At 56.4% G+C, this 17792-nt stretch carries 14 protein-coding genes and 1 rRNA gene; 11 read left to right on the top strand and 4 right to left on the bottom strand.

The genetic code is table 11. The annotated features are described in order from the left end of the window. Positions 1 to 36 precede the first annotated feature (36 nt). From ACVWXF_RS07935 to ACVWXF_RS07910, 6 genes are all read left to right on the top strand, one after another. The gene (locus tag ACVWXF_RS07935) at positions 37 to 1305 is read left to right on the top strand and encodes a metallophosphoesterase family protein (RefSeq protein ID WP_414356907.1); all 1269 of its coding nucleotides are present in this window, start codon (positions 37 to 39) and stop codon (positions 1303 to 1305) included. Between the two features lie 2 nt (positions 1306 to 1307). Then, positions 1308 to 4904, top strand: coding sequence for an AAA family ATPase (locus tag ACVWXF_RS07930; RefSeq protein WP_457474102.1), 3597 nt, complete (start codon positions 1308 to 1310; stop codon positions 4902 to 4904). Then, complete coding sequence (locus ACVWXF_RS07925) at positions 4894 to 6087, top strand: DNA double-strand break repair nuclease NurA (protein WP_457474101.1); 1194 nt, start codon at positions 4894 to 4896, stop codon at positions 6085 to 6087. The genes ACVWXF_RS07930 and ACVWXF_RS07925 overlap by 11 nt, the downstream gene beginning before the upstream one ends. Then, complete coding sequence (locus ACVWXF_RS07920) at positions 6084 to 6677, top strand: hypothetical protein (protein ID WP_414341843.1); 594 nt, start codon at positions 6084 to 6086, stop codon at positions 6675 to 6677. The genes ACVWXF_RS07925 and ACVWXF_RS07920 overlap by 4 nt, the downstream gene beginning before the upstream one ends. Next, complete coding sequence (locus ACVWXF_RS07915) at positions 6677 to 8383, top strand: ATP-binding protein (protein ID WP_457474100.1); 1707 nt, start codon at positions 6677 to 6679, stop codon at positions 8381 to 8383. Before ACVWXF_RS07920 ends, ACVWXF_RS07915 begins: the two co-directional genes overlap by 1 nt. A 144-nt stretch (positions 8384 to 8527) precedes the next feature. Then, on the top strand, positions 8528 to 9079 hold the full coding sequence (locus ACVWXF_RS07910; protein WP_457474099.1) for a hypothetical protein: 552 nt from the start codon (positions 8528 to 8530) through the stop codon (positions 9077 to 9079). A gap of 13 nt (positions 9080 to 9092) precedes the next feature. On the opposite strand, the gene ACVWXF_RS07905 is transcribed toward ACVWXF_RS07910, so the two are convergent. Together ACVWXF_RS07905 and hisA are read right to left on the bottom strand one after the other, a co-directional pair. Continuing rightward, complete coding sequence (locus ACVWXF_RS07905; RefSeq protein ID WP_457474098.1) at positions 9093 to 10283, bottom strand: M20 metallopeptidase family protein; 1191 nt, start codon at positions 10281 to 10283, stop codon at positions 9093 to 9095. 137 nt (positions 10284 to 10420) lie between these two features. Then, positions 10421 to 11206, bottom strand: a complete 786-nt coding sequence (hisA, locus tag ACVWXF_RS07900; RefSeq protein ID WP_457474097.1) for a 1-(5-phosphoribosyl)-5-[(5-phosphoribosylamino)methylideneamino]imidazole-4-carboxamide isomerase — start codon at positions 11204 to 11206, stop codon at positions 10421 to 10423. Between the two features lie 70 nt (positions 11207 to 11276). On the opposite strand from hisA, the gene ACVWXF_RS07895 reads away from it, so the two are divergent. Continuing rightward, positions 11277 to 12650, top strand: coding sequence for a 16S rRNA (cytosine(967)-C(5))-methyltransferase (locus ACVWXF_RS07895; protein ID WP_457396241.1), 1374 nt, complete (start codon positions 11277 to 11279; stop codon positions 12648 to 12650). Between the two features lie 80 nt (positions 12651 to 12730). Beyond that, entirely contained in the window at positions 12731 to 13543 is an 813-nt protein-coding gene (locus ACVWXF_RS07890) for a TrmH family RNA methyltransferase (protein WP_414331991.1), read from the top strand. A gap of 16 nt (positions 13544 to 13559) precedes the next feature. Here the strand turns inward: ACVWXF_RS07890 and recA are convergent, their stop codons facing one another. Then, complete coding sequence (gene recA / locus ACVWXF_RS07885) at positions 13560 to 14684, bottom strand: recombinase RecA (protein WP_414351429.1); 1125 nt, start codon at positions 14682 to 14684, stop codon at positions 13560 to 13562. 235 nt (positions 14685 to 14919) lie between these two features. Between recA and lgt the strand changes: the two genes are divergently transcribed. After that, positions 14920 to 15744: a prolipoprotein diacylglyceryl transferase gene (gene lgt / locus ACVWXF_RS07880; RefSeq protein ID WP_011433548.1), complete on the top strand. Its 825-nt coding sequence runs from the start codon at positions 14920 to 14922 to the stop codon at positions 15742 to 15744. Positions 15745 to 15747: 3 nt separating this feature from the next. Next, positions 15748 to 16383 carry a tRNA (adenosine(37)-N6)-threonylcarbamoyltransferase complex ATPase subunit type 1 TsaE gene (tsaE, locus tag ACVWXF_RS07875; protein ID WP_414341851.1) on the top strand — a complete coding sequence of 212 codons (636 nt, stop codon included), beginning with the start codon at positions 15748 to 15750 and terminating at the stop codon, positions 16381 to 16383. A 200-nt stretch (positions 16384 to 16583) separates the two neighbouring features. On the opposite strand, the gene ACVWXF_RS07870 is transcribed toward tsaE, so the two are convergent. Continuing rightward, positions 16584 to 17282, bottom strand: a complete 699-nt coding sequence (locus ACVWXF_RS07870) for a pirin family protein (protein WP_457474096.1) — start codon at positions 17280 to 17282, stop codon at positions 16584 to 16586. 331 nt (positions 17283 to 17613) lie between these two features. On the opposite strand from ACVWXF_RS07870, the gene ACVWXF_RS07865 reads away from it, so the two are divergent. Then, positions 17614 to 17792, top strand: a 16S ribosomal RNA gene (locus ACVWXF_RS07865); the annotation flags it as partial.

Raw genomic sequence — 17792 nt, 5'->3', positions numbered from 1 at the left:
GCTAAACTGTGGACAATTTGCCGAGGTGCTCTGGGGATGGCCTGCTCAACCTGCACATTTTTACACCTGGCCGATGTGCATCTGGGCTATGACCGCTACGACAGCCCGGAGCGGAGCAAGGACTTCTTTTTGGCTTTTCGGGATGTTGTCCGGCGCTATGCCATTCAGGATCCGGTGGACTTTGTGCTCATCGCCGGAGATCTGTTCGAGCATCGGCAGATTCAGCCCGGCGTTCTCAACCAAGCCCAGATCGTCTTGCGGGAGCTGCAGCAGGCCGGGATTCCGGTGTTGGCCATCGAGGGCAACCACGACAATCGCCCCTATGGCGTGAAAACCAGTTGGCTGAGGTACTTGGCCGATCACGGGGAGCTGATATTGCTGGAGCCTGAGGAAGGGGAAGAAGGACTGGAGCTGCGTCCCTGGTCGGGCCGGCGGGGAGGGTATCTGGATTTGCCCTGTGGGGTGCGGGTGATTGGATCCCAGTGGTACGGATCGGCAGCTCCCAGGTCGATTGAGCAGTTGGCGGCGGCCATTCGACGGTTGCCCCCCGGCCCAGAACGGGTGGTGTTGATGTTCCACCACGGTCTAGAAGGCCAAATTGCCCGTTACCAAGGCGCTTTGCGCTACCGGGATCTGTTGCCCTTGCGGGAGGCGGGAGTGGGCTACCTGGCCTTGGGACACATTCACAAAAGCTATTCCGAGGGGGGGTGGATCTTCAACCCGGGATCCCTGGAGGCCAACAGCACTGCCGAATGGGACTTCCAACGGGGGGCCTATCGCGTCCGCTGGGGAGATGGCCCACCCCAAGCGGAGTTGGTGCAGGATTACCATCAGCGGCCCCGCCGCCGGCTCTATCTGGAGGCCAAGGGCAGAGAAACCCCCGAACAGATTGCCGCAGCAGCCATTGCCTTGGCTAAGGGATCCCGTTTTCAGGAAAGTGAGATGGAGCCGATGGTGGAGTTGCGGCTGGTGGGACAGGTGGGGTTCGCCAAGCATGAGCTGGATAGCCGCGCCCTACAGTGTCAAATTCAGCAGCTTACCGGCGCCTTGCTGGTTCTGTTTCGTTTTGAGGCCAATACTTTAGAGCTCGGGTCGGCTGCCCTTTCCTTGGAAGAAGAGGGGCAGAGGCTACAAATCGAAGAGAAAATCTACAGGGATCTGCTGAGCAGCCATGCCCACTACCGCAAACGCAGTGAAGAGCTAGCGCGGCTGCTTCTGGATCTTAAAGAAAAGGTTTTGGATGGGCAAGGAGAATCTGAAGTGTATGCTCACCTAAGGGGAGCTTTTTGGGGAGCAGAAGACTGATTATGCGGATCCTCTCTCTCGCTTTACAAAACTTCAAATCTCATGAGGATGCCGTCTTCACGTTTGAGCCAGGTATTAACGCCATTTGCGGAGAAAACGGAGCGGGCAAGACCAGCATTTTGGAAGCCATTGCCTGGGTTTTGTTCGACTACTGCCCCTACAGCCAAGAAGAAATCATTCGCTCCGGGGCCAACGACGCAGTGGTGACTGTGCAATTTATCTCCCAATGGGATCAGCGCACCTACGATGTTCGCCGCAGCGTCACGCAGGGATATCGTCTCTTTGATCCCCAGCTGAAGCAGCGCCTAGAGTATGAGCGCAAGTCCGATGTGCTGCCGTGGCTGAGGCAACATTTGGGCGTACCTGCCGGTACCGACCTGGCGCGGCTCTTTGCCACAACGATTGGGGTGCCCCAAGGGACTTTCACGGCAGACTTTCTCAAAACTGGTCGAGATCGCAAAGAAGTTTTCGATCGCATCTTAAAGGTGGAAGAGTACCAGCAGGTGGCCAAAGACCTGTTGGCGGTCGAAAAATACAGCGAGGCGCAGATTCAGGCCATTAATCATCAAATTGAATTGCTCCGCCAACAGCTACAGGAGTGGGATCCGCTGCAAGCGGAGCGGCAGAAAATCCAACAAGAACTGAGTTATTGGCAAGAGCGCTTGAGTCAATCGATCCACACTCTGGATCAGGTTAAGCTTGAGATCGAGCGACTGGAGAAATGGCTTGAGCAAATCCAAACTTTAGATCACCAGATTGCCCAACTGGAGCAAAAGGGATCCCTGCTTCAGGTATCTCTTGAGCAGGCAGAAAAGTTATGGGCAGAGGCCAGGCAAGCTCAAGCGCAGCAACAGCAATACTGGGAGGGATCTCAGCATTTTTTGGCCACAGAAGCTCGCTTGCGGGAGCTGGAAAAACAGCAACAGCAACGCTTGGAGTGGCTGAAACAGCGGGATGCTTTGCTCTCGCAAAAGCAGCATATCGAAAACCAATTGGCAAGACTTCAAGAAAAGTTAAGCCAACAGCAGCGCTGGAAGCAGGAGCTAGAGGAGCTAACCCCGCAAATTCAGGCCCAAGAGGAGCTAGAGCGTCAGCAGACCTATTGGACTCAACAGCTCAACACGTTGCTACACCTGCACCGCGAATGGGAACAGATCCAGGCAGAATGGACAGCCCACGCCGAGCGCTGTCAACTGCTACAAAGCCGAGTGCAAGAAGCTGAACAGGCCCAGGCCATATGTCGGCAGCATCAATTGACCTACAACCGTTATTTGCAGTTGGAAACCCTCATTGCAGAGCAGGAAGCGCTGCGGCGAACCCGACAAACTTTACTGGCTCAACGGGAAACTTTGCAACATCAACTGCATCGATTGGAGCTGCAGGGATCCGAATATCAGCAACAACTCCAGATCTTCCAAAAAATGGAGGCGGAAAAACTTGAGCTGCAACCCCTGTGTGAACGGCAGGCCTCCCTGGAGCAGCGCCACTCCCAACTTGGCGAGAAGTTGGCTTCCTTTCAGGCTCTGCGCCTTGAACTCAAACAACGGGAAACGGAGCAGGAACAAGGCCAAGTCCAATTGCAACAACTGCAGCTCCAACTGAGACAACGGCAGGCGGATTTGGAGCGGGTAGCCGCCATTCCTGCGCTCGAAACTCAACAGGAGCGATTGCAAACTCAGCTCAGCCGCATTGCCGCAGCTCGTCAATTTCAACAGGAGCTACAAGCCCTTTTTGAGCAGGGCTCGGATCAATTGGCTCAACACCATCACAGCATCCGGCAACTTCTGGACGAATTGGAAGCGCAGCGACACAACTATCCCCAACTTCAATCTCTGTGGCAGCGGATCCCAGAGGTACTCACTCGATCTTCAGCACTCAGCCAACAGTTGCTCCAGTCCATCCATCAGATTTTGCAGGATCTGGCTCCCCAAACTTCCGAGCCCCAACTTCGTCAGCAGTTGTCCAACATCCAAAAACAACTCAGGACTTTGCAACCCTTGCTCGGCCTAACCGCACAAATACCCGATTTACAAGCCCAAATTCAGCAACTGCTGCAGTTGCAAGCCGAACGACAAAGCAGAATTGATGATCTTCACTGGGATCTTGAGGCTGAGCCCACCTTCCTTCGGCAACAACAGGAAATTGGCCAGGCGCTGCAAGAACTGGGGGATCCCAGAGGGCAAATCCAGCGCTTGGAAAGAGATCTCAGCCGCAAGTCTAGGGTTGAGCAAGAATATCAACAAATAGCGGCCCATGTTCAGCAACTCCAACAGCAGATACAAGCCCTAGAAGAGCAGCTGCAACCGCTTTCAGATCTGGATGAAAGAATTGCAGCTTTGCGGGAAGAACAAGGCCGGCACCGCAACAACTACGAGACCTTTATCCGCATGCAGCCTCTTGCCCAAAGTTTGCCCCGACGGCAAGATGAACTCCAAGCGGCCCAGTTGGCCCTAGATCAAATTCAGAAAGCCAAGCAAGAAAAACAAGCCCAGATCGACCGCTGGGAACAAACAGAGGGATCCAAAGATGACCTGCAAGCCCAAATTGAAAAAGCCGCCAAAACCTTAAAATCTCTGGGGGATCCCAGAAGTCAAGCCGAACGGCTCAAAGCAGAGCTAAAACAGGAAAAGCAGTATTTACAAATGCAGGCCGACTGCCTGCAGCAGCTTCAGGATTTACAGGCCGCACTCAACCCTATCGAGGAGGCCCTATGCCAAACGGAGCATCTGGATCGAGAGCTGGGATCCCTGCAGGAAGAACGCGAACGATACCGTTTAGATCACGAGCGCTATCTGCAGGCAGAACCCATCGCCAAATTGCTTCCCCAACGGGAACAGGAACTGGCCGAGCTAAACGCCCAGCGGCAGCAACTGCAAACTCAGCTTTCCCAACTTCGCGCAGCACGGGATCCCTTAGCTGCTCTGTATCGACCGCAGGAGCATGAGCATCTTCGATCCCTTCTGCAGGCCACCGAAATTCAAAAAGCCGAAGCCCAGGCCCGACTGGAGAGCCTAGCTCCTCAACTGAGCAAAATTGAGGAAAAGTTGCGGCAATTGGAACAGACCAAGGCCAGCTTAAAGCAAGTCGAGGCAGAAAAAACTGAGAAAGAACGCCTACACCGCTTTATCAAGTTTAGCCGAGATACCTATAGAAAAGCCGGCCCTCAAATTACCCAATACTACCTGCAGCAGATCAACCATACTGCCGATCACCTCTTCCGAGAAATTCTCAACCGTCCCAACGTCACCCTGACCTGGGAAGCCGATTATGAGATCCGCGTTCAAGAAGCCGGCAGCCCCAAACGACGGTTTGCCAGCCTTTCCGGGGGAGAGCAAATGTCGGCGGCCTTGGCAGTGCGCTTGGCTTTACTCAAGGTGTTGGGACAACTAAATATTGCCTTTTTCGATGAGCCCACCACCAATATGGATACCCAACGGCGACAGCGGCTGGCAGAGGCTATTACCAACCTGCGATCTTTTGAGCAGCTGTTTGTCATCAGCCACGACGATACCTTTGAGCAAATGACAGAAAATGTTATTCGGGTGGAAAGGCACTCCGGATCCAAGTCGGTAGGGAGGGATCCCGCCCATGGTGTTTAGAGCCGACCGGATCCTGGCGGTGCTGCAGCAGAAGCGGGAAGCCTTTGCCACTTTTGATCAAAGGCTGTCGGAGCGCAGAGAATACTATAAGCAGGCTATGGAAAGCTTGCGCCAGTGGTCGAGCTTAGAGATTGCCGAAAAAATAGCTCCATTCCCTTTCCCAGGCGCTTTGCCCACTGAAGAATGGGATCGCTACTCCAATTGGAGGATCCCTTTTGAGCAGGAATGGGCCAATTACGAAGAAAGCCGCGATTGGGCGAAGTCGGTCATTGAAAATATTCCCACCTTTGCCGTGGATGGATCCCAGATTTATCCCAGCAAAGATCTGTCAATACCGGTGGCGCTGGTGCAAATCGGCTGGTATGAAAATTATCACTGCGCAGCAGGCTTGTACGAAAAAGACATCCAAGTGGATGTATTGACTCCAAGGGACCTGGGATCCGACAGCAGCGGCGAACCGAAAGAGCGAATGGTTAACATGCGCCGCTTTCAAATGGAAATCGAGAGACTTGTAGAATACATTCAAAAATCTCAACCGGGATCCCGAAAATTGGCCTTTTTGGACGGGGCGCTGGTGGCTACTTTTGCCGAAGTCTTTGAGCCAGAAAGCCAAGACTTTTATGTGCAGTGTTTGCTCCAGCTTCTGCGGGCCAGCGAGCAAAGCCGGATCCCCATCGTGGCCTACATAGACACCACCTACACTTCCGATTTGGTGGCGTTGCTGAAGCATTGTTTTGACCTACCCGAAGCTCCACAGCTTCACGATGCGCAACTGCTTAGTCCCTGGTTGGAGTGGGGGGATCGCACACCTTTTTTCATCTGTGCCCGTGGCGGCAGCCTCAACCCCCAAGATGGGATCCTCAATCGCTACCAAGAAATGCGAGAGCGAGTGGGATTTGTTTACCTGCGCACCAATGACAACTTTCCGGCCCGCTTGGAAATACCCGTTTGGGTTTATGAGGCAGGACTGTTGGACTGGTTGGTGGATCTGGTTCGCTGTGAGGTGGTGATTGGGCGAGGTTATCCTTATGTGCTGGAGACAGCCGATCAAATAGCCGTTATTCGCAATGAGGATCGCAACCTTTTCTTACGCCTCATGCAAGATTGGGCCGCTCGCGAGAAGCTGAACCTGAGGCTATCTCGGAAAACGGTGAGTAAACTACAACGGAGACGAGTCCGATGAGATTGGGAAAGGTGGTTCGCTCCAACAATCACTGTGATTACGTGGTGCAGGTGGACGATGCTTTAGAAGTCAAAAATCCGCCGACTCCTGATGACTATGGCTTCGGCAGCTTTGTCAAGCTAGAAAGCGACCGGCGACACTGGGCCGTAGGTCTGGTCTACAACACACAGCTTCTGAACCCGATGTTCCTCAATTCTGGGCCGCGTCTTTCCAGCCAGCCGGATCCCTATTTTTCCCCCGATCTGCAGAATGAGGTGCGCACATTGCTCTCGGTGGTTTTAATCGGGGCCTTGGATGAAGAGCGCCGCTGTGGCCGGCAAGGGATCCCACGCGTGGTGGTGCCTGTAAACACGCCGGTTTTTCGCATGAGCCGGGAAGAGATCCTGCGCTTTCACCAGGATCCCCAAGGTCAAACCCAATTTTCCTACTATGGTTTGCTGCTGAGTAGCGGCGGCAACTTTGCCAATCATTTGATCTACCAAGTCTTGAACGACATTACGCCGATGTTTGCCGATCCAGCTCAACGGCGAGCTCTGCAAATCTTAAGCAAAGAATTGGCCTGGAAAATGACTGTAGGAGCGATGCGCTAATGCCCCAAAAAATCACCGATAATGGCCACCATCCAGAAGCCACCCTCTCTCCAACTGAGGACTCTCCAGAGGTAATTGGCACCGTCAAAGGGCCTGGAGAAACCTCTAACCAATATGTTTTCATCACTTCCAATACCCAAGCGGTAAAGGTGGGCGATTTCGTCTACTACGAAGTCCAGGATCCCCAATCGCAAACGCTGCAAATCCTGGGTAAAATTAGCCAAGTTCAGCTCCTGGATCACATCCCCGATCGCATCTTTGCCGATACCGAAATCGATCCCAGCACCATTGTGGCTCTGGTGGGCTTCACCCATCCCAATCCGGAAATCTATGCGGTTACCGTCGAGGTCATCGGCTATTTCAATCAGAAGATGGGCTTTATTAACCCCCGCCGCGCTCCGGATCCCGGTGCCAAGGTTTTTCTGGCCTCCAATCGTCTGCTGAAATCAATTTTGAACAAACGAGATGAAACAGCCATTGGGGGTGCTCACTTGGGCAGCCTGTTGTTGCGCGATGAGGGAGCAGTGCCCGTAGTACTGGACGTCAAGGAAATGGTCAGCACCCATCTGGCCATTTTGGCGGGGACGGGATCCGGTAAATCTTATACAGCAGGGGTTTTGATCGAAGAGCTGCTTTTGCCCAAAAACCGAGCTGCCGTTCTCATTTTCGATCCCCACGGGGAATACCACACGCTGGCAGAAATGCAGTCCCACCCCAAGTTTTTTGGGGAAGACGGCTACCGTCCTAAAGTCAAGGTTCTTTCACCGCAGGAAATTAAGATTCGTGTATCTTCTCTTAACTTCTTTGATATTCTGACCCTGCTGCCAGAGACCACTGACCGACAGAAATCTTTTCTGGAGAAAGCCTTTCGCAAAACAACTCAATTTAACCCGATCCGCTGGACGATTCAGGATTTAATCGATGCCGTAAATGAAGCTGATTCTGCAGAAGATGGATCCCAGGGATCCTCAGCCGCCGCCTTGGAGTGGAAATTAGAACAGATCGACCGCTCTCCTTATTTCAGCAATGTAGAACATCTGGCCCCCAAAGACTTGTTTGAGCCGGGGCAGGTGACCATTCTACAAATGCACGAGATCAGCCAGGAAGAACAGCAGGTGATCGCTGCTGCCATCTTGCGCCAGGCCAACTATGCTCGGATCAATACCCACAAAGGCAAGATCCAGCCGGGGGACGAAAATTACTTGCCTTATCCCGTCTTTATTTTGCTGGAAGAGGCCCATCGGTTTGCCCCTGCCCACGAGCCTTCTCGTTGCAAACAGGTGCTGCGCACCATCCTCAGCGAAGGACGCAAGTTTGGACTGGGAGTAGGGCTGATCACGCAACGCCCTGGCAAGTTAGACTCGGACATTTTGTCGCAATGCATGAGCCAATTTTTAATGCGAATTGTCAACCCTGCCGATCAGGAAAATTTGCGCCACAGTGTCGAGGCTGCCGGACGGGATCTGTTGCAGGAATTGCCCGCCTTGAGCAAAGGTCAGGTGATCGTCTCCGGTGTGTGCGTCAATACCCCCGTGTTATGTAAAGTGCGGAAGCGTTATACGCAGCATGGCGGCGAAACGTTGGATATTCTTGGCCTCTGGCAAAGGCATTCTCAAGAACACCACCAGCGGGATCGCTTGGCTCAGTCAGCCCCTCTCAAACCGCGTCCTCAACCTCAGGTAGTGGACGGACTCAGTATTGACTAAAAAAGCTCCGGCTGCGTTGGATCTCAATTGCTGAATCCGCCAAATCTACAATATCTACAATCCACGAACCACCGTTTGGTTACAATACAGTCCGTTCCGTGCAAGCGAGTTTTGGGGCGATCAGTGATGAGGAAACAAGCCCTTTTGCCAAGCTTCCTGGGCATTGCCGTTGCAGTTCTACTGGGATCCGGGCCTGCCTATGCTCAGTTGCGGCTGATCCCCGAAGCGGCGCGGCGGGTGTACGAGGCATTGCCGGATCTGCCGCTGGAAAACGTCTACACCCCCATTAACCCCAATGACGGCGGCCCTACGCCTGAGGAAGATACCTTGGTGCGGCGGATGATGGTTTACCATCTGCAGGTGGCCGGTCGCTCCCCGACCGACCGCTTTGACTGGCAACTGACGCTGGCGGACTATTTTGATGCCAATGAGCCAATCATCGCCCAACGGTATCCCGGTGCCGACCGCCTCACGGTCAACCCCTACGCCCAAGACAAAGCCGTTGTACAATTCCTGAACCGGCAACAGCGACAGGCCCTGCTGGAAGCCCTTGTGATGGCCTTCGGTGGGGATCCCAACCCAACGCCCCTCTACATTCCCACCGACGGGGATCCTGCCCCTACCCGTCCCACCCCAGAACCTATGAAGCCCTTGCTGCTTCCCAGCAGCGGATCCGCTGACTTGCTCAGGCCCTAGCAGAGGTTTCCCGCTAACTCAAGGCTTGCCCGGTGTAGTTCTCAATGCAGCGCAGGAACAGCTCTACCCCAATGCCAAGGGCAGCCTCATCGAAGTCGAAGCGGGGATGGTGATGGGGATAGTCCAGTCCCTTGGCGGGGTTGGCGGATCCCAGGAAAAAGTAGCAGCCGGGCACCTCGTTGAGAAAAAAGGAGACGTCCTCGCCGCCCATGGTCATTTCTGGGATGATCCTCGCCTCTGAGCCAAACACCTGGCGGGCAGCTTGTTCCACCAGCGCTACCATAGCAGGATCGTTGCAAACCGCTGGGTAGCCCCGTTCGTACTGAAACTCGTAGGTGGCCCCGTAGGCTTGGCAAATGCCGGCAACGATTTCTTCCATACGTTTTGAGATCAAATCCCGCACTTCCGGCTGAAAGCTGCGCACGGTGCCCCAAATCTCAGCTCTAGGGGCAATGACGTTAAAGGTATCGCCAGCCCGGAAGCGGCCCACCGTCACCACCGCCGGCTGCAGCGGATCCACACTGCGGGAGACGATGGTCTGCAAAGCATTGACAATGTGGGATCCCACCACAATGGCATCTACCGTCTGCTGGGGAAGGGCGGCATGTCCGCCTCGCCCGATCACCTGAATCTGAAAGCGGTCGGCAAAGGCCATCGAGGGGCCACTTTTCACGCCAATAGTGCCCAGAGGGCGATTATTCCACAGGTGTAGGCCGAGGATGGCTTCCACATCCGGGTTTTTCAGAACCCCCGCCTCCAGCATGGGCTTGGCTCCGCCGGGGCCTTCTTCGGCAGGTTGAAAAATGACCTTGACCGTGCCCTTGAGGTGTTGACGGTGCTGTTGCAGCAGCTTGGCGGTGCCCATAGCAATGGCCGTATGGCCGTCGTGGCCACAGGCGTGCATGACGTTGGGGATGGCGGAGCGGTACTCGACTTCATTGGCCTCATGAATGGGCAGGGCATCCATATCGGCCCGCAGCGCCAAAACCGGCCCCGGCTGCTCTCCCTCAATGGTGGCCACAATGCCGGTGTGGGCAATGCCGGTCTGGTGAGGGATCCCCCAACTTTTCAGGCGCTGGCTGATGTAGGCGGCGGTTTGCTTCTCCTGGAAGCCCAGCTCGGGATACTTGTGGATGTGGCGGCGCCAGGTCACCAACTCGGGTTGTAAAGCTCGAACAGCAGGGCGAAGCGCGGGAAAGGACATGACCTGAAAAACAAAAAAACAAAAATGTCTTGGAAAACCTTCACCGATGGCCAGTGTTGGTTGCATGCAGTTGCCTGTCGATTTTGCCCAGTATGGCATTGCTGAGGCTGCTTTCCGCTCGGCGTCGAGGTGGACATCTAGGCCCACAGGGATCCGGTTTCCGGCGGCAGATCCTGCCAACGGCCCGGCCCCACTGCTCGCAAAGCTTCCTGCAAGGAGATCGCCCCTGAGTAGAGGGCCTTGCCCAAAATGGCCCCTGTCAAACGGGGCAAGCTCAACAAAGCCAGCAAATCCGTTAGCGATCCGATTCCCCCCGAAGCAATCACAGGCAGGCGGGAGATGGCGAGGATCTCCTGCAACTGTTGTAGGTTGGGGCCGGCCAGGGTGCCATCCCGGCCAATGTCGGTGTAGATGATGCCGGCGACGCCCTGTTCCCCCACCCGTTGCACCAATTCGGTGGCCCGCAGGGGAGTGGTGCTCAGCCAGCCGCGGGTGGCCACTTGCCCCTGCCGAGCGTCGATCCCCACCCAAACCCGACCGGGGAAGGCTTGGGTCATCGCCTCCAGGGTGTCAGGATCCTCCACGGCCAGGGTGCCAACGATCACCCGATCCACCCCCAAATCCAACAACTGCCGCGCCCGTTCCAGGGATCGGATCCCACCCCCCACCTGCACCGGGATGGCCAGGCTGCGGACAATGCGCTCAATGATGGGCAGGTTGACTGGATCCCCGCTTTTGGCTCCGTCCAGATCGACCACATGCAGGCGAGGGGCACCCTGTGCCGCCCAAGCTTCGGCCTGCTGGATGGGGTCATCGGCCACCTGTTCCGCCTGAGCATAATCCCCCTGGTAGAGGCGCACGGCGTGGCCCTGGAGAAGGTCGATGGCGGGGATCACCTCTAAGAAGGCGCTGGTGTAAGGCATGATTGGGATCCCTTAGGGGCTTCTCCAGTATCGCCCAGGGGGGAGAATGGGAAAACCTTTTGGGGCGACCATGAACGCACGTCAACTGGCCCTCTTGGCCTTGCAGAAGATCGAGCGGCAAAACGCCTATGCTGACGTGGTGCTAGAGCACCTGTTGGCCCACAGCCACCTGATCCCTGCCGACTGCCGCCTGGTCAGCGAGCTGGTGTACGGCGTTACCCGCCGTCGTCGCACCCTCGACGCCCTAATCGACTGCTTTGCCCAACGTCCTGCCCACAAGCAACCGCCCGATTTGCGGCTCATTCTGCACCTTGGCCTCTACCAGCTGGCTTTTTTGGATCACATCCCCCCCAGCGCTGCCATCCACACCAGCGTGGAATTGGCCCGCCAGATGGGGCTGGGATCCCTGACAGGGGTGGTGAACGGCATCTTGCGCGCCTACCAGCGGCAAGTGTTGGATCAGCCAGAGAAGGATCCCCTCAAGCCCCTCGAGGACACTCTGCCAGCCGACCCAATTCAGGCTTTGGGGATCCGGCACAGCTTTCCCGACTGGTTGGTGAGCCTATGGTGGGAGCGCCTGGGGCCGGTGGAAACGGAGCAGTTGTGTGCTTGGTTTAATCAGCCACCCCACCTGGATTTGCGGGTCAACCCACTGCGGGCAGATGTGAATAAAGTCATTCAAGCCTTGGCAGCAGCCGGGATCCCTGCCCTCCCCATCTCCGAGGTGCCGGGTGCCTTGCGACTTCAGGATCATGCTGGCGACATCACGGCCCTGCCCGGCTTTGCCCAGGGTTGGTGGAGCGTTCAAGATGCCAGTGCCCAGCAGGTGGTGCATTGCCTGGATCCCCAGCCAGGGGAGCGGGTGATCGACTGCTGCGCTGCTCCGGGCGGCAAGACCACCCAAATAGCCCAACACATGCAGGATCGGGGGGAAATCTGGGCTTTGGATCGCCACCCCCACCGTCTGCGGCGCCTGGAGGAAAATAGGCAGCGCCTGGGCTTGAGCTCAATCCGTCCCCTGGCCATCGACCTGTTATCCCTGAGCGCTGCCGCCGATCGCGTCAGCGGGACGGAGTCCTTACCCCCTGCCCCCTTGCCCCCCTGGCAGAGTGCTGACCGCGTACTGCTGGATGCCCCCTGCTCCGGCCTAGGCACCTTGCACCGCCATGCTGACGCTCGCTGGCGGCAGACTCCAGAGCGGATCCCTGAATTGGCCCACCTGCAAGCTCAGCTTCTGCAGGTGGCAGCCCGTTGGCTTAAGCCGGGCGGGGTGTTGGTGTACGCTACCTGCACGCTGCACCCTGCCGAAAACGAGGAGATCATTCAAGCCTTTCTCGACAGCCACCCCAATTGGGCTGCTGAAGGGGATCCCCTGCTCATCTGGCCCCACCGGCAGGATCGGGATGGATTTTTTATCCAACGGCTGCGCCGCTCCGGTTACTAACTCCCCTCTCCCTCTGGGAGAGGGGCTGGGGGTGAGGGCAGCAACGCCGAAGACTTGGGGAGTACCTTAACCATTGCCACATGGCTTCTGAGCTGCTGACCAGTCCGAAAAACCCCTGGATCCGCAAGTTGCGGCAGTTGCACCGCAGCAAAGGCCGGCGGGAACAGGGCGCCTTTTTGGTGGAGGGATCCCACCTCATCGAAGAAGCCCTGCGAGTTGGCTGGCCCCTGCAGGCTCTCTGCTACACGCTTGAGTGGGCTGAGCGTTACCCACAATTGCTGGCCAATCTGCCCAAGAGTCTACGGCGGCAGGCCGTCAGCTCAGAAGTCATGGCAGCGCTCTGTACCACCGAGTCTCCCGAAGGAGCTGTGGCCGTGGCCGTCAGTTGGCAGATTTCCTCTCCCCCCCTGTCCAAGTTACGTTTGGGCCTTGTGGTGGAAACGCTGCAAGATCCAGGCAATTTGGGATCCCTAATCCGAGTCGTGGCCGCCGCAGGAGCCGACGGCCTTTGGCTAAGCGCAGACAGCGTCGATCCCGAAAACCCCAAAGTCTTGCGGGCCTCTGCCGGCCAGTGGTTTCGCCGTCCGCCCCAAGTCGTGCCCGACCTAGCCGCCTGGATCCAGAGCTGCCGTTGCCACGGGATCCAAGTCTTGGCTGCTACCCTCTCCCCCACAGCAAACTGCTACTGGGATCAAGATCTCACCCGCCCTACCCTTTTTCTCCTGGGCAACGAAGGGGCTGGCCTGAGGGAAGCGACTATCCAACAGGCCGATGCCCAGGTGCGGATCCCGATGGCCGAGGGTGTCGAATCTCTGAACGTCGCTATGACGGGGGGGTTGTTGCTCTACGAGGCCCTGCGCCAGCGGCGATCTCGCTCAGGAAGCGCTCCCTGAACAGCTAGCTGCTCCCTCAGAACTCTTCCTCTACAAAGACCGCATCCTCATTCTCTTCCTGCTCTCCCTCCTCCATCGCTGCCGGCCGGCTGGCGGAAACCGTCACCCCCGCAGAAAGTTTCTCCCGCACAGCCGCTTCCACCTCCGCTAGGAGCTCTGGGTTTTCCTTCAAGTAGACAACCAGATTGTCCCTTCCTTGGGCAACATTTTCCTCCTTGTAGCTGTACCAAGAGCCGCGCCGCTTCAGAATGCCCATCTCATCTGCCAGATCGATGATGCAGCCGATGTTGGAGATGCCCTGGCCAAAGATGATGTCAAATTCTGCCCGCCGAAAAGGGGGGGCAACTTTGTTTTTCACCACCTTGACCCGCGCTCGGATCCCGTATTCTTCCGCACCTTTTTTCAGGGTTTGAACGCGGCGAATATCTAGCCGCACCGACGCATAAAACTTAAGGGCATTGCCGCCGGTGGTGGTCTCCTGGGGGCCATAGCCTATGCCGCCAATTTTGGAGCGCAATTGGTTTAAGAAAAGAACGATGGATCCGGTTTTGCTGACATTTCCGGCAATCTTGCGCAGCGCTTGGCTCATCAGGCGCGCCTGCAATCCCACATGGGCATCTCCCATATCCCCTTCGATCTCAGCCCGGGGCACCAACGCTGCTACCGAGTCCACCACCACGATATCCACAGCTGCCGAGCGCACCAACTGATCGACGATCTCCAGAGCTGCCTCTCCCGTATCCGGTTGCGAGATCAACAGGTTTTGAATATCAACCCCCAAAGCTGCTGCGTAAGTGGGATCCAGCGCATGTTCCGCATCCACAAAAGCTGCCGTTCCCCCTTGTTTTTGCACTTCGGCGATGGCATGTAGGGCAATTGAAGTTTTCCCAGAAGATTCCGGCCCAAAGACTTCGATAATCCGCCCTTTTGGGTAACCTCCGCCCAAGGCCAAGTCGAGGGTGATGGCCCCACTGGGTATGGTCTCCACCCGCATCTGGGTGGCATCTCCCAGGCGCATGATTGCCCCTTTGCCGAAATTCCGCTCGATCTGGCTTAACACCTGCTCCAGGGCTTTGCGTTTTTCTGACTTCAATTTGTCCGAGTCATCAGCAGTGTTCACAGCAGCGGCTTTCCGGGCCATAACCCGCATCCCCCCCAGGAGTCGTGGTGGAAAATCGAGCCTGCATTCTAACATTGTCGCCTTGCTCTGAGCGGATCCCTCTCCCTCCAACTGCAGTCAGCTCGTACCTTGCCTCGGTTCCTAACTCCCCCCTCCCTCTGGGAGAGGGGCTGGGGGTGAGGGCAGGTCTTCTGCATAGCCTTGCAGAGCGGGTAGAGTGGGCTAAAGGGATCTGCTCAGGAATGTCCCCACGGTCATGACTTTGGTCTTACAATCCCCCGGCCCGGTTGTGTTTAGTTGGGGGCCGCTCAGCCTGCGCTGGTATGGCTTATTGATCGGCCTGGCAATGGTGTTGGGCTTGCTCCTGGCTCGCCATCTGGCAGCTCGGCGTGGCCTTCCCCCCAGTTCCATGCCTGATCTACTGGTGTGGTTGGTGGTTGGATCCCTGCCCCTTGCTCGCCTGTACTATGTGGCCTTTGAGTGGGAACGCTATCGAGATGGCCCTTGGTGGCAGGTCTTGGCCCTCTGGCAGGGGGGCATTGCCATTCACGGTGCCTTGATCGGCGGCAGTGCGGCGCTTTACCTGTTCGCCCGGCGGCACCGGCTGAGTTTTTGGTTGCTAGCCGATTGCCTTGTTCCCTCCCTCAGCCTTGGTCAGGGGATCGGACGTTGGGGCAACTTCTTCAACAACGAAGCCTACGGAAAGGTGTTGCCTCCGGATAGCCCTCTGTGGGTACAACTGCAGCTGCCTGATGGATCGCGCGTCCATCCCACTTTTTTGTACGAATCCCTCTGGAACTTTGGTCTCTTCGGGCTCCTGCTCTTTTTAAGCTACCGGCGCCAGCTTCCCCCCGGCACCCTCTTGGGCCTCTACCTGGTGGGGTACAGCCTGGGGCGCTTCTGGATCGAAGGCCTGCGCACCGATAGCCTCATGCTGGGATCCCTGCGGGTGGCGCAGGGGGTGAGCCTGTTGCTCATTGGAGCAGGCCTGGCCGCAATCTTGACAGCTCCCAAACGCGTTTCTGTTCACCCAAACGAGGCAACTTCCTCGCCTGGGATCCCCGCCCCAAAGGAGTTGTAAGCCATGGCCAGCGAACAGAATGAAGAGCTCTGGCAGCAAGCCTCCCCTCTGCTGCTGCCATCCGCCGCTGCTACCCAATCACTAGGGGCCCTCGTAGCTCAAGCCGCCCTTGGCTTCCTCGCCCCTTCAGGTCAACAAAAATCTCCCCCTCCCAGCCGCAGCCTCGGCTCCACTTCCGGCTTGGTCATTCTTCTCGAAGGTAATCTGGGCAGCGGCAAAACCACCTTTGTGCAGGGACTAGGGCAGGGCTTGGGGATCCCTGAACCCATCGACAGCCCCACCTTCGTGCTGGTGCAGGAATACCACACCGGACGGATCCCTCTTTTCCATTGCGATCTCTACCGCCTAGAGACCTCTTCTGCCGCTCGCGCCGGTGGGAAAGAATCCACACTCCTAGAAGACCTAGGGCTAGAAGAACTTTGGAGCCAAGGTGGGATCACCGCTATTGAGTGGCCCCAGTACCTCCGCCATCTGCCTGCGACCTACCTCTGGCTGCGCCTACAGCCCCATCCCCAGCAGGAAGGAGCCCGCCTTCTACACGTCAAGGGAAAGGGATCCCAGACTGGCCACCTTTGGCAGCAAGTTCTTTCTCAATTCACTCAGCAAAACCTCGAAGAAGGGATCCACTTCTCCTCCTGAAAGGACTTGAAAGCAGCAGAAAAAGTTGGGATCCCAAAAGACTTATGGTCATTTCGATTCCAGCTAGGACACTGCACCCGCGCCTAAAACGTTGAATGTACGGAGCCAGAAGGCTCTTCTCAGCAGTTCAGTCGCTTCACCCCAGCCTAAAACGACTATAAGCTCAAGGCAAACAGCCAGAATTCAGCCAAAAGTCATCCTCAGGCCAAATCAAACAGCAGCACCTCAGCCCCTTCTTCACTGAAAAGGTTGAGCTCGCTTTCCCTAGCAATAGCCACGCCATCTCCTTCTCGCAAAAACAAGCCATCCAGGGTCACATCGCCCCGAGCTATCTGCAGCCATCCGTAGCGCTTCTCATCCAAGTGTCGGTGAATGGTGCGTCCCGGCTCAATCAACCCTGCATAGAGATTCACATCCTGATGCACAATCACGGATCCCTGGCGCCCATCTCGAGAGGCAACTAAACAAAACTCATTGGGATGCTCTGTCAAACCCGTCGCTTTTTGTTCATAGCTGGGCTCCAGGTTTTCCTGCTCCGGCAAAATCCAAATTTGCAGCAGATGAACCTCCTCATCTGCCGAGTAGTTGTACTCGCTGTGCCAGATCCCTGTGCCTGCCGTCATCCGTTGAATTTCACCAGGACGAATCACAGATCCCGTGCCCAAGCTGTCTTTATGCTCAAGGATCCCTTCCAAAACATAGGTAACGATCTCCATGTCCCGGTGCCCATGGGTCGGAAAGCCAGCACTCGGGCTGATTCGGTCATCGTTAATCACCCGCAAAGCCCGGAAGCCCATGTAGCGAGGGTCGTAGTACTCTCCAAAAGAAAATGAGTGGTAAGTATCAAGCCAACTGAGCTTGACATGACCCCTCTCTTCCCGCTTGCCCAAAGTCAGCATCACAGTTTCTCCGAAACCTGACCCTCGCAACCATCTTATTAACTCTGCAGTCAGAATGTCAATATTCAAACAGTTTTATTTCTTCTTTTCCCTGCTATTCTCGCCAAAAACTTGCCAAAAATTTTGGGTTGGATATCTTGACGGGGTGGTGGGGGTGGGGATAGGGTAGTAAAGCGCCACAAGGCCACCCAGCCCCGGCGCCCCAGAACCTTGACAAGTAACTCGTTCAGTCAACCATCGCCAAGCAGCACAGCAGGCTCCCTGAGTCGGCTGGTGGCTGCTCATTCAACCCTGTCAAGTTTCCATTTTTCCAGAGACAAGCTCTTGCATCGACACGGAGAGTTTGATCCTGGCTCAGGATGAACGCTGGCGGTATGCTTAACACATGCAAGTCGTACGGACACCTTCGGGTGTCAGTGGCGGACGGGTGAGTAACACGTAGGAATCTACCCTCAGGCGGGGGATAACAGCTGGAAACGGCTGCTAATACCCCATACAGGCGGAAGCTGA

It is taken from the genome of Thermostichus sp. MS-CIW-40, from assembly GCF_054058315.1.
This window is presented reverse-complemented; position numbering and strand designations above follow the sequence as displayed.

What these genes read in the sequence shown, in the direction of transcription:
- ACVWXF_RS07890 (WP_414331991.1), top strand. Translation starts at nt 12,731, where the DNA reads ATGGCTTCTGAGCTGCTGACCAGTCCGAAAAACCCCTGGATCCGCAAG.
- tsaE (WP_414341851.1), top strand. Translation starts at nt 15,748, where the DNA reads ATGGCCAGCGAACAGAATGAAGAGCTCTGGCAGCAAGCCTCCCCTCTG.
- lgt (WP_011433548.1), top strand. Translation starts at nt 14,920, where the DNA reads ATGACTTTGGTCTTACAATCCCCCGGCCCGGTTGTGTTTAGTTGGGGG.
- ACVWXF_RS07920 (WP_414341843.1), top strand. Translation starts at nt 6,084, where the DNA reads ATGAGATTGGGAAAGGTGGTTCGCTCCAACAATCACTGTGATTACGTG.
- ACVWXF_RS07915 (WP_457474100.1), top strand. Translation starts at nt 6,677, where the DNA reads ATGCCCCAAAAAATCACCGATAATGGCCACCATCCAGAAGCCACCCTC.
- ACVWXF_RS07870 (WP_457474096.1), bottom strand. Translation starts at nt 17,282, where the DNA reads ATGCTGACTTTGGGCAAGCGGGAAGAGAGGGGTCATGTCAAGCTCAGT.
- ACVWXF_RS07930 (WP_457474102.1), top strand. Translation starts at nt 1,308, where the DNA reads ATGCGGATCCTCTCTCTCGCTTTACAAAACTTCAAATCTCATGAGGAT.
- ACVWXF_RS07895 (WP_457396241.1), top strand. Translation starts at nt 11,277, where the DNA reads ATGAACGCACGTCAACTGGCCCTCTTGGCCTTGCAGAAGATCGAGCGG.
- hisA (WP_457474097.1), bottom strand. Translation starts at nt 11,206, where the DNA reads ATGCCTTACACCAGCGCCTTCTTAGAGGTGATCCCCGCCATCGACCTT.
- ACVWXF_RS07905 (WP_457474098.1), bottom strand. Translation starts at nt 10,283, where the DNA reads ATGTCCTTTCCCGCGCTTCGCCCTGCTGTTCGAGCTTTACAACCCGAG.
- ACVWXF_RS07935 (WP_414356907.1), top strand. Translation starts at nt 37, where the DNA reads ATGGCCTGCTCAACCTGCACATTTTTACACCTGGCCGATGTGCATCTG.
- ACVWXF_RS07925 (WP_457474101.1), top strand. Translation starts at nt 4,894, where the DNA reads ATGGTGTTTAGAGCCGACCGGATCCTGGCGGTGCTGCAGCAGAAGCGG.
- recA (WP_414351429.1), bottom strand. Translation starts at nt 14,684, where the DNA reads ATGGCCCGGAAAGCCGCTGCTGTGAACACTGCTGATGACTCGGACAAA.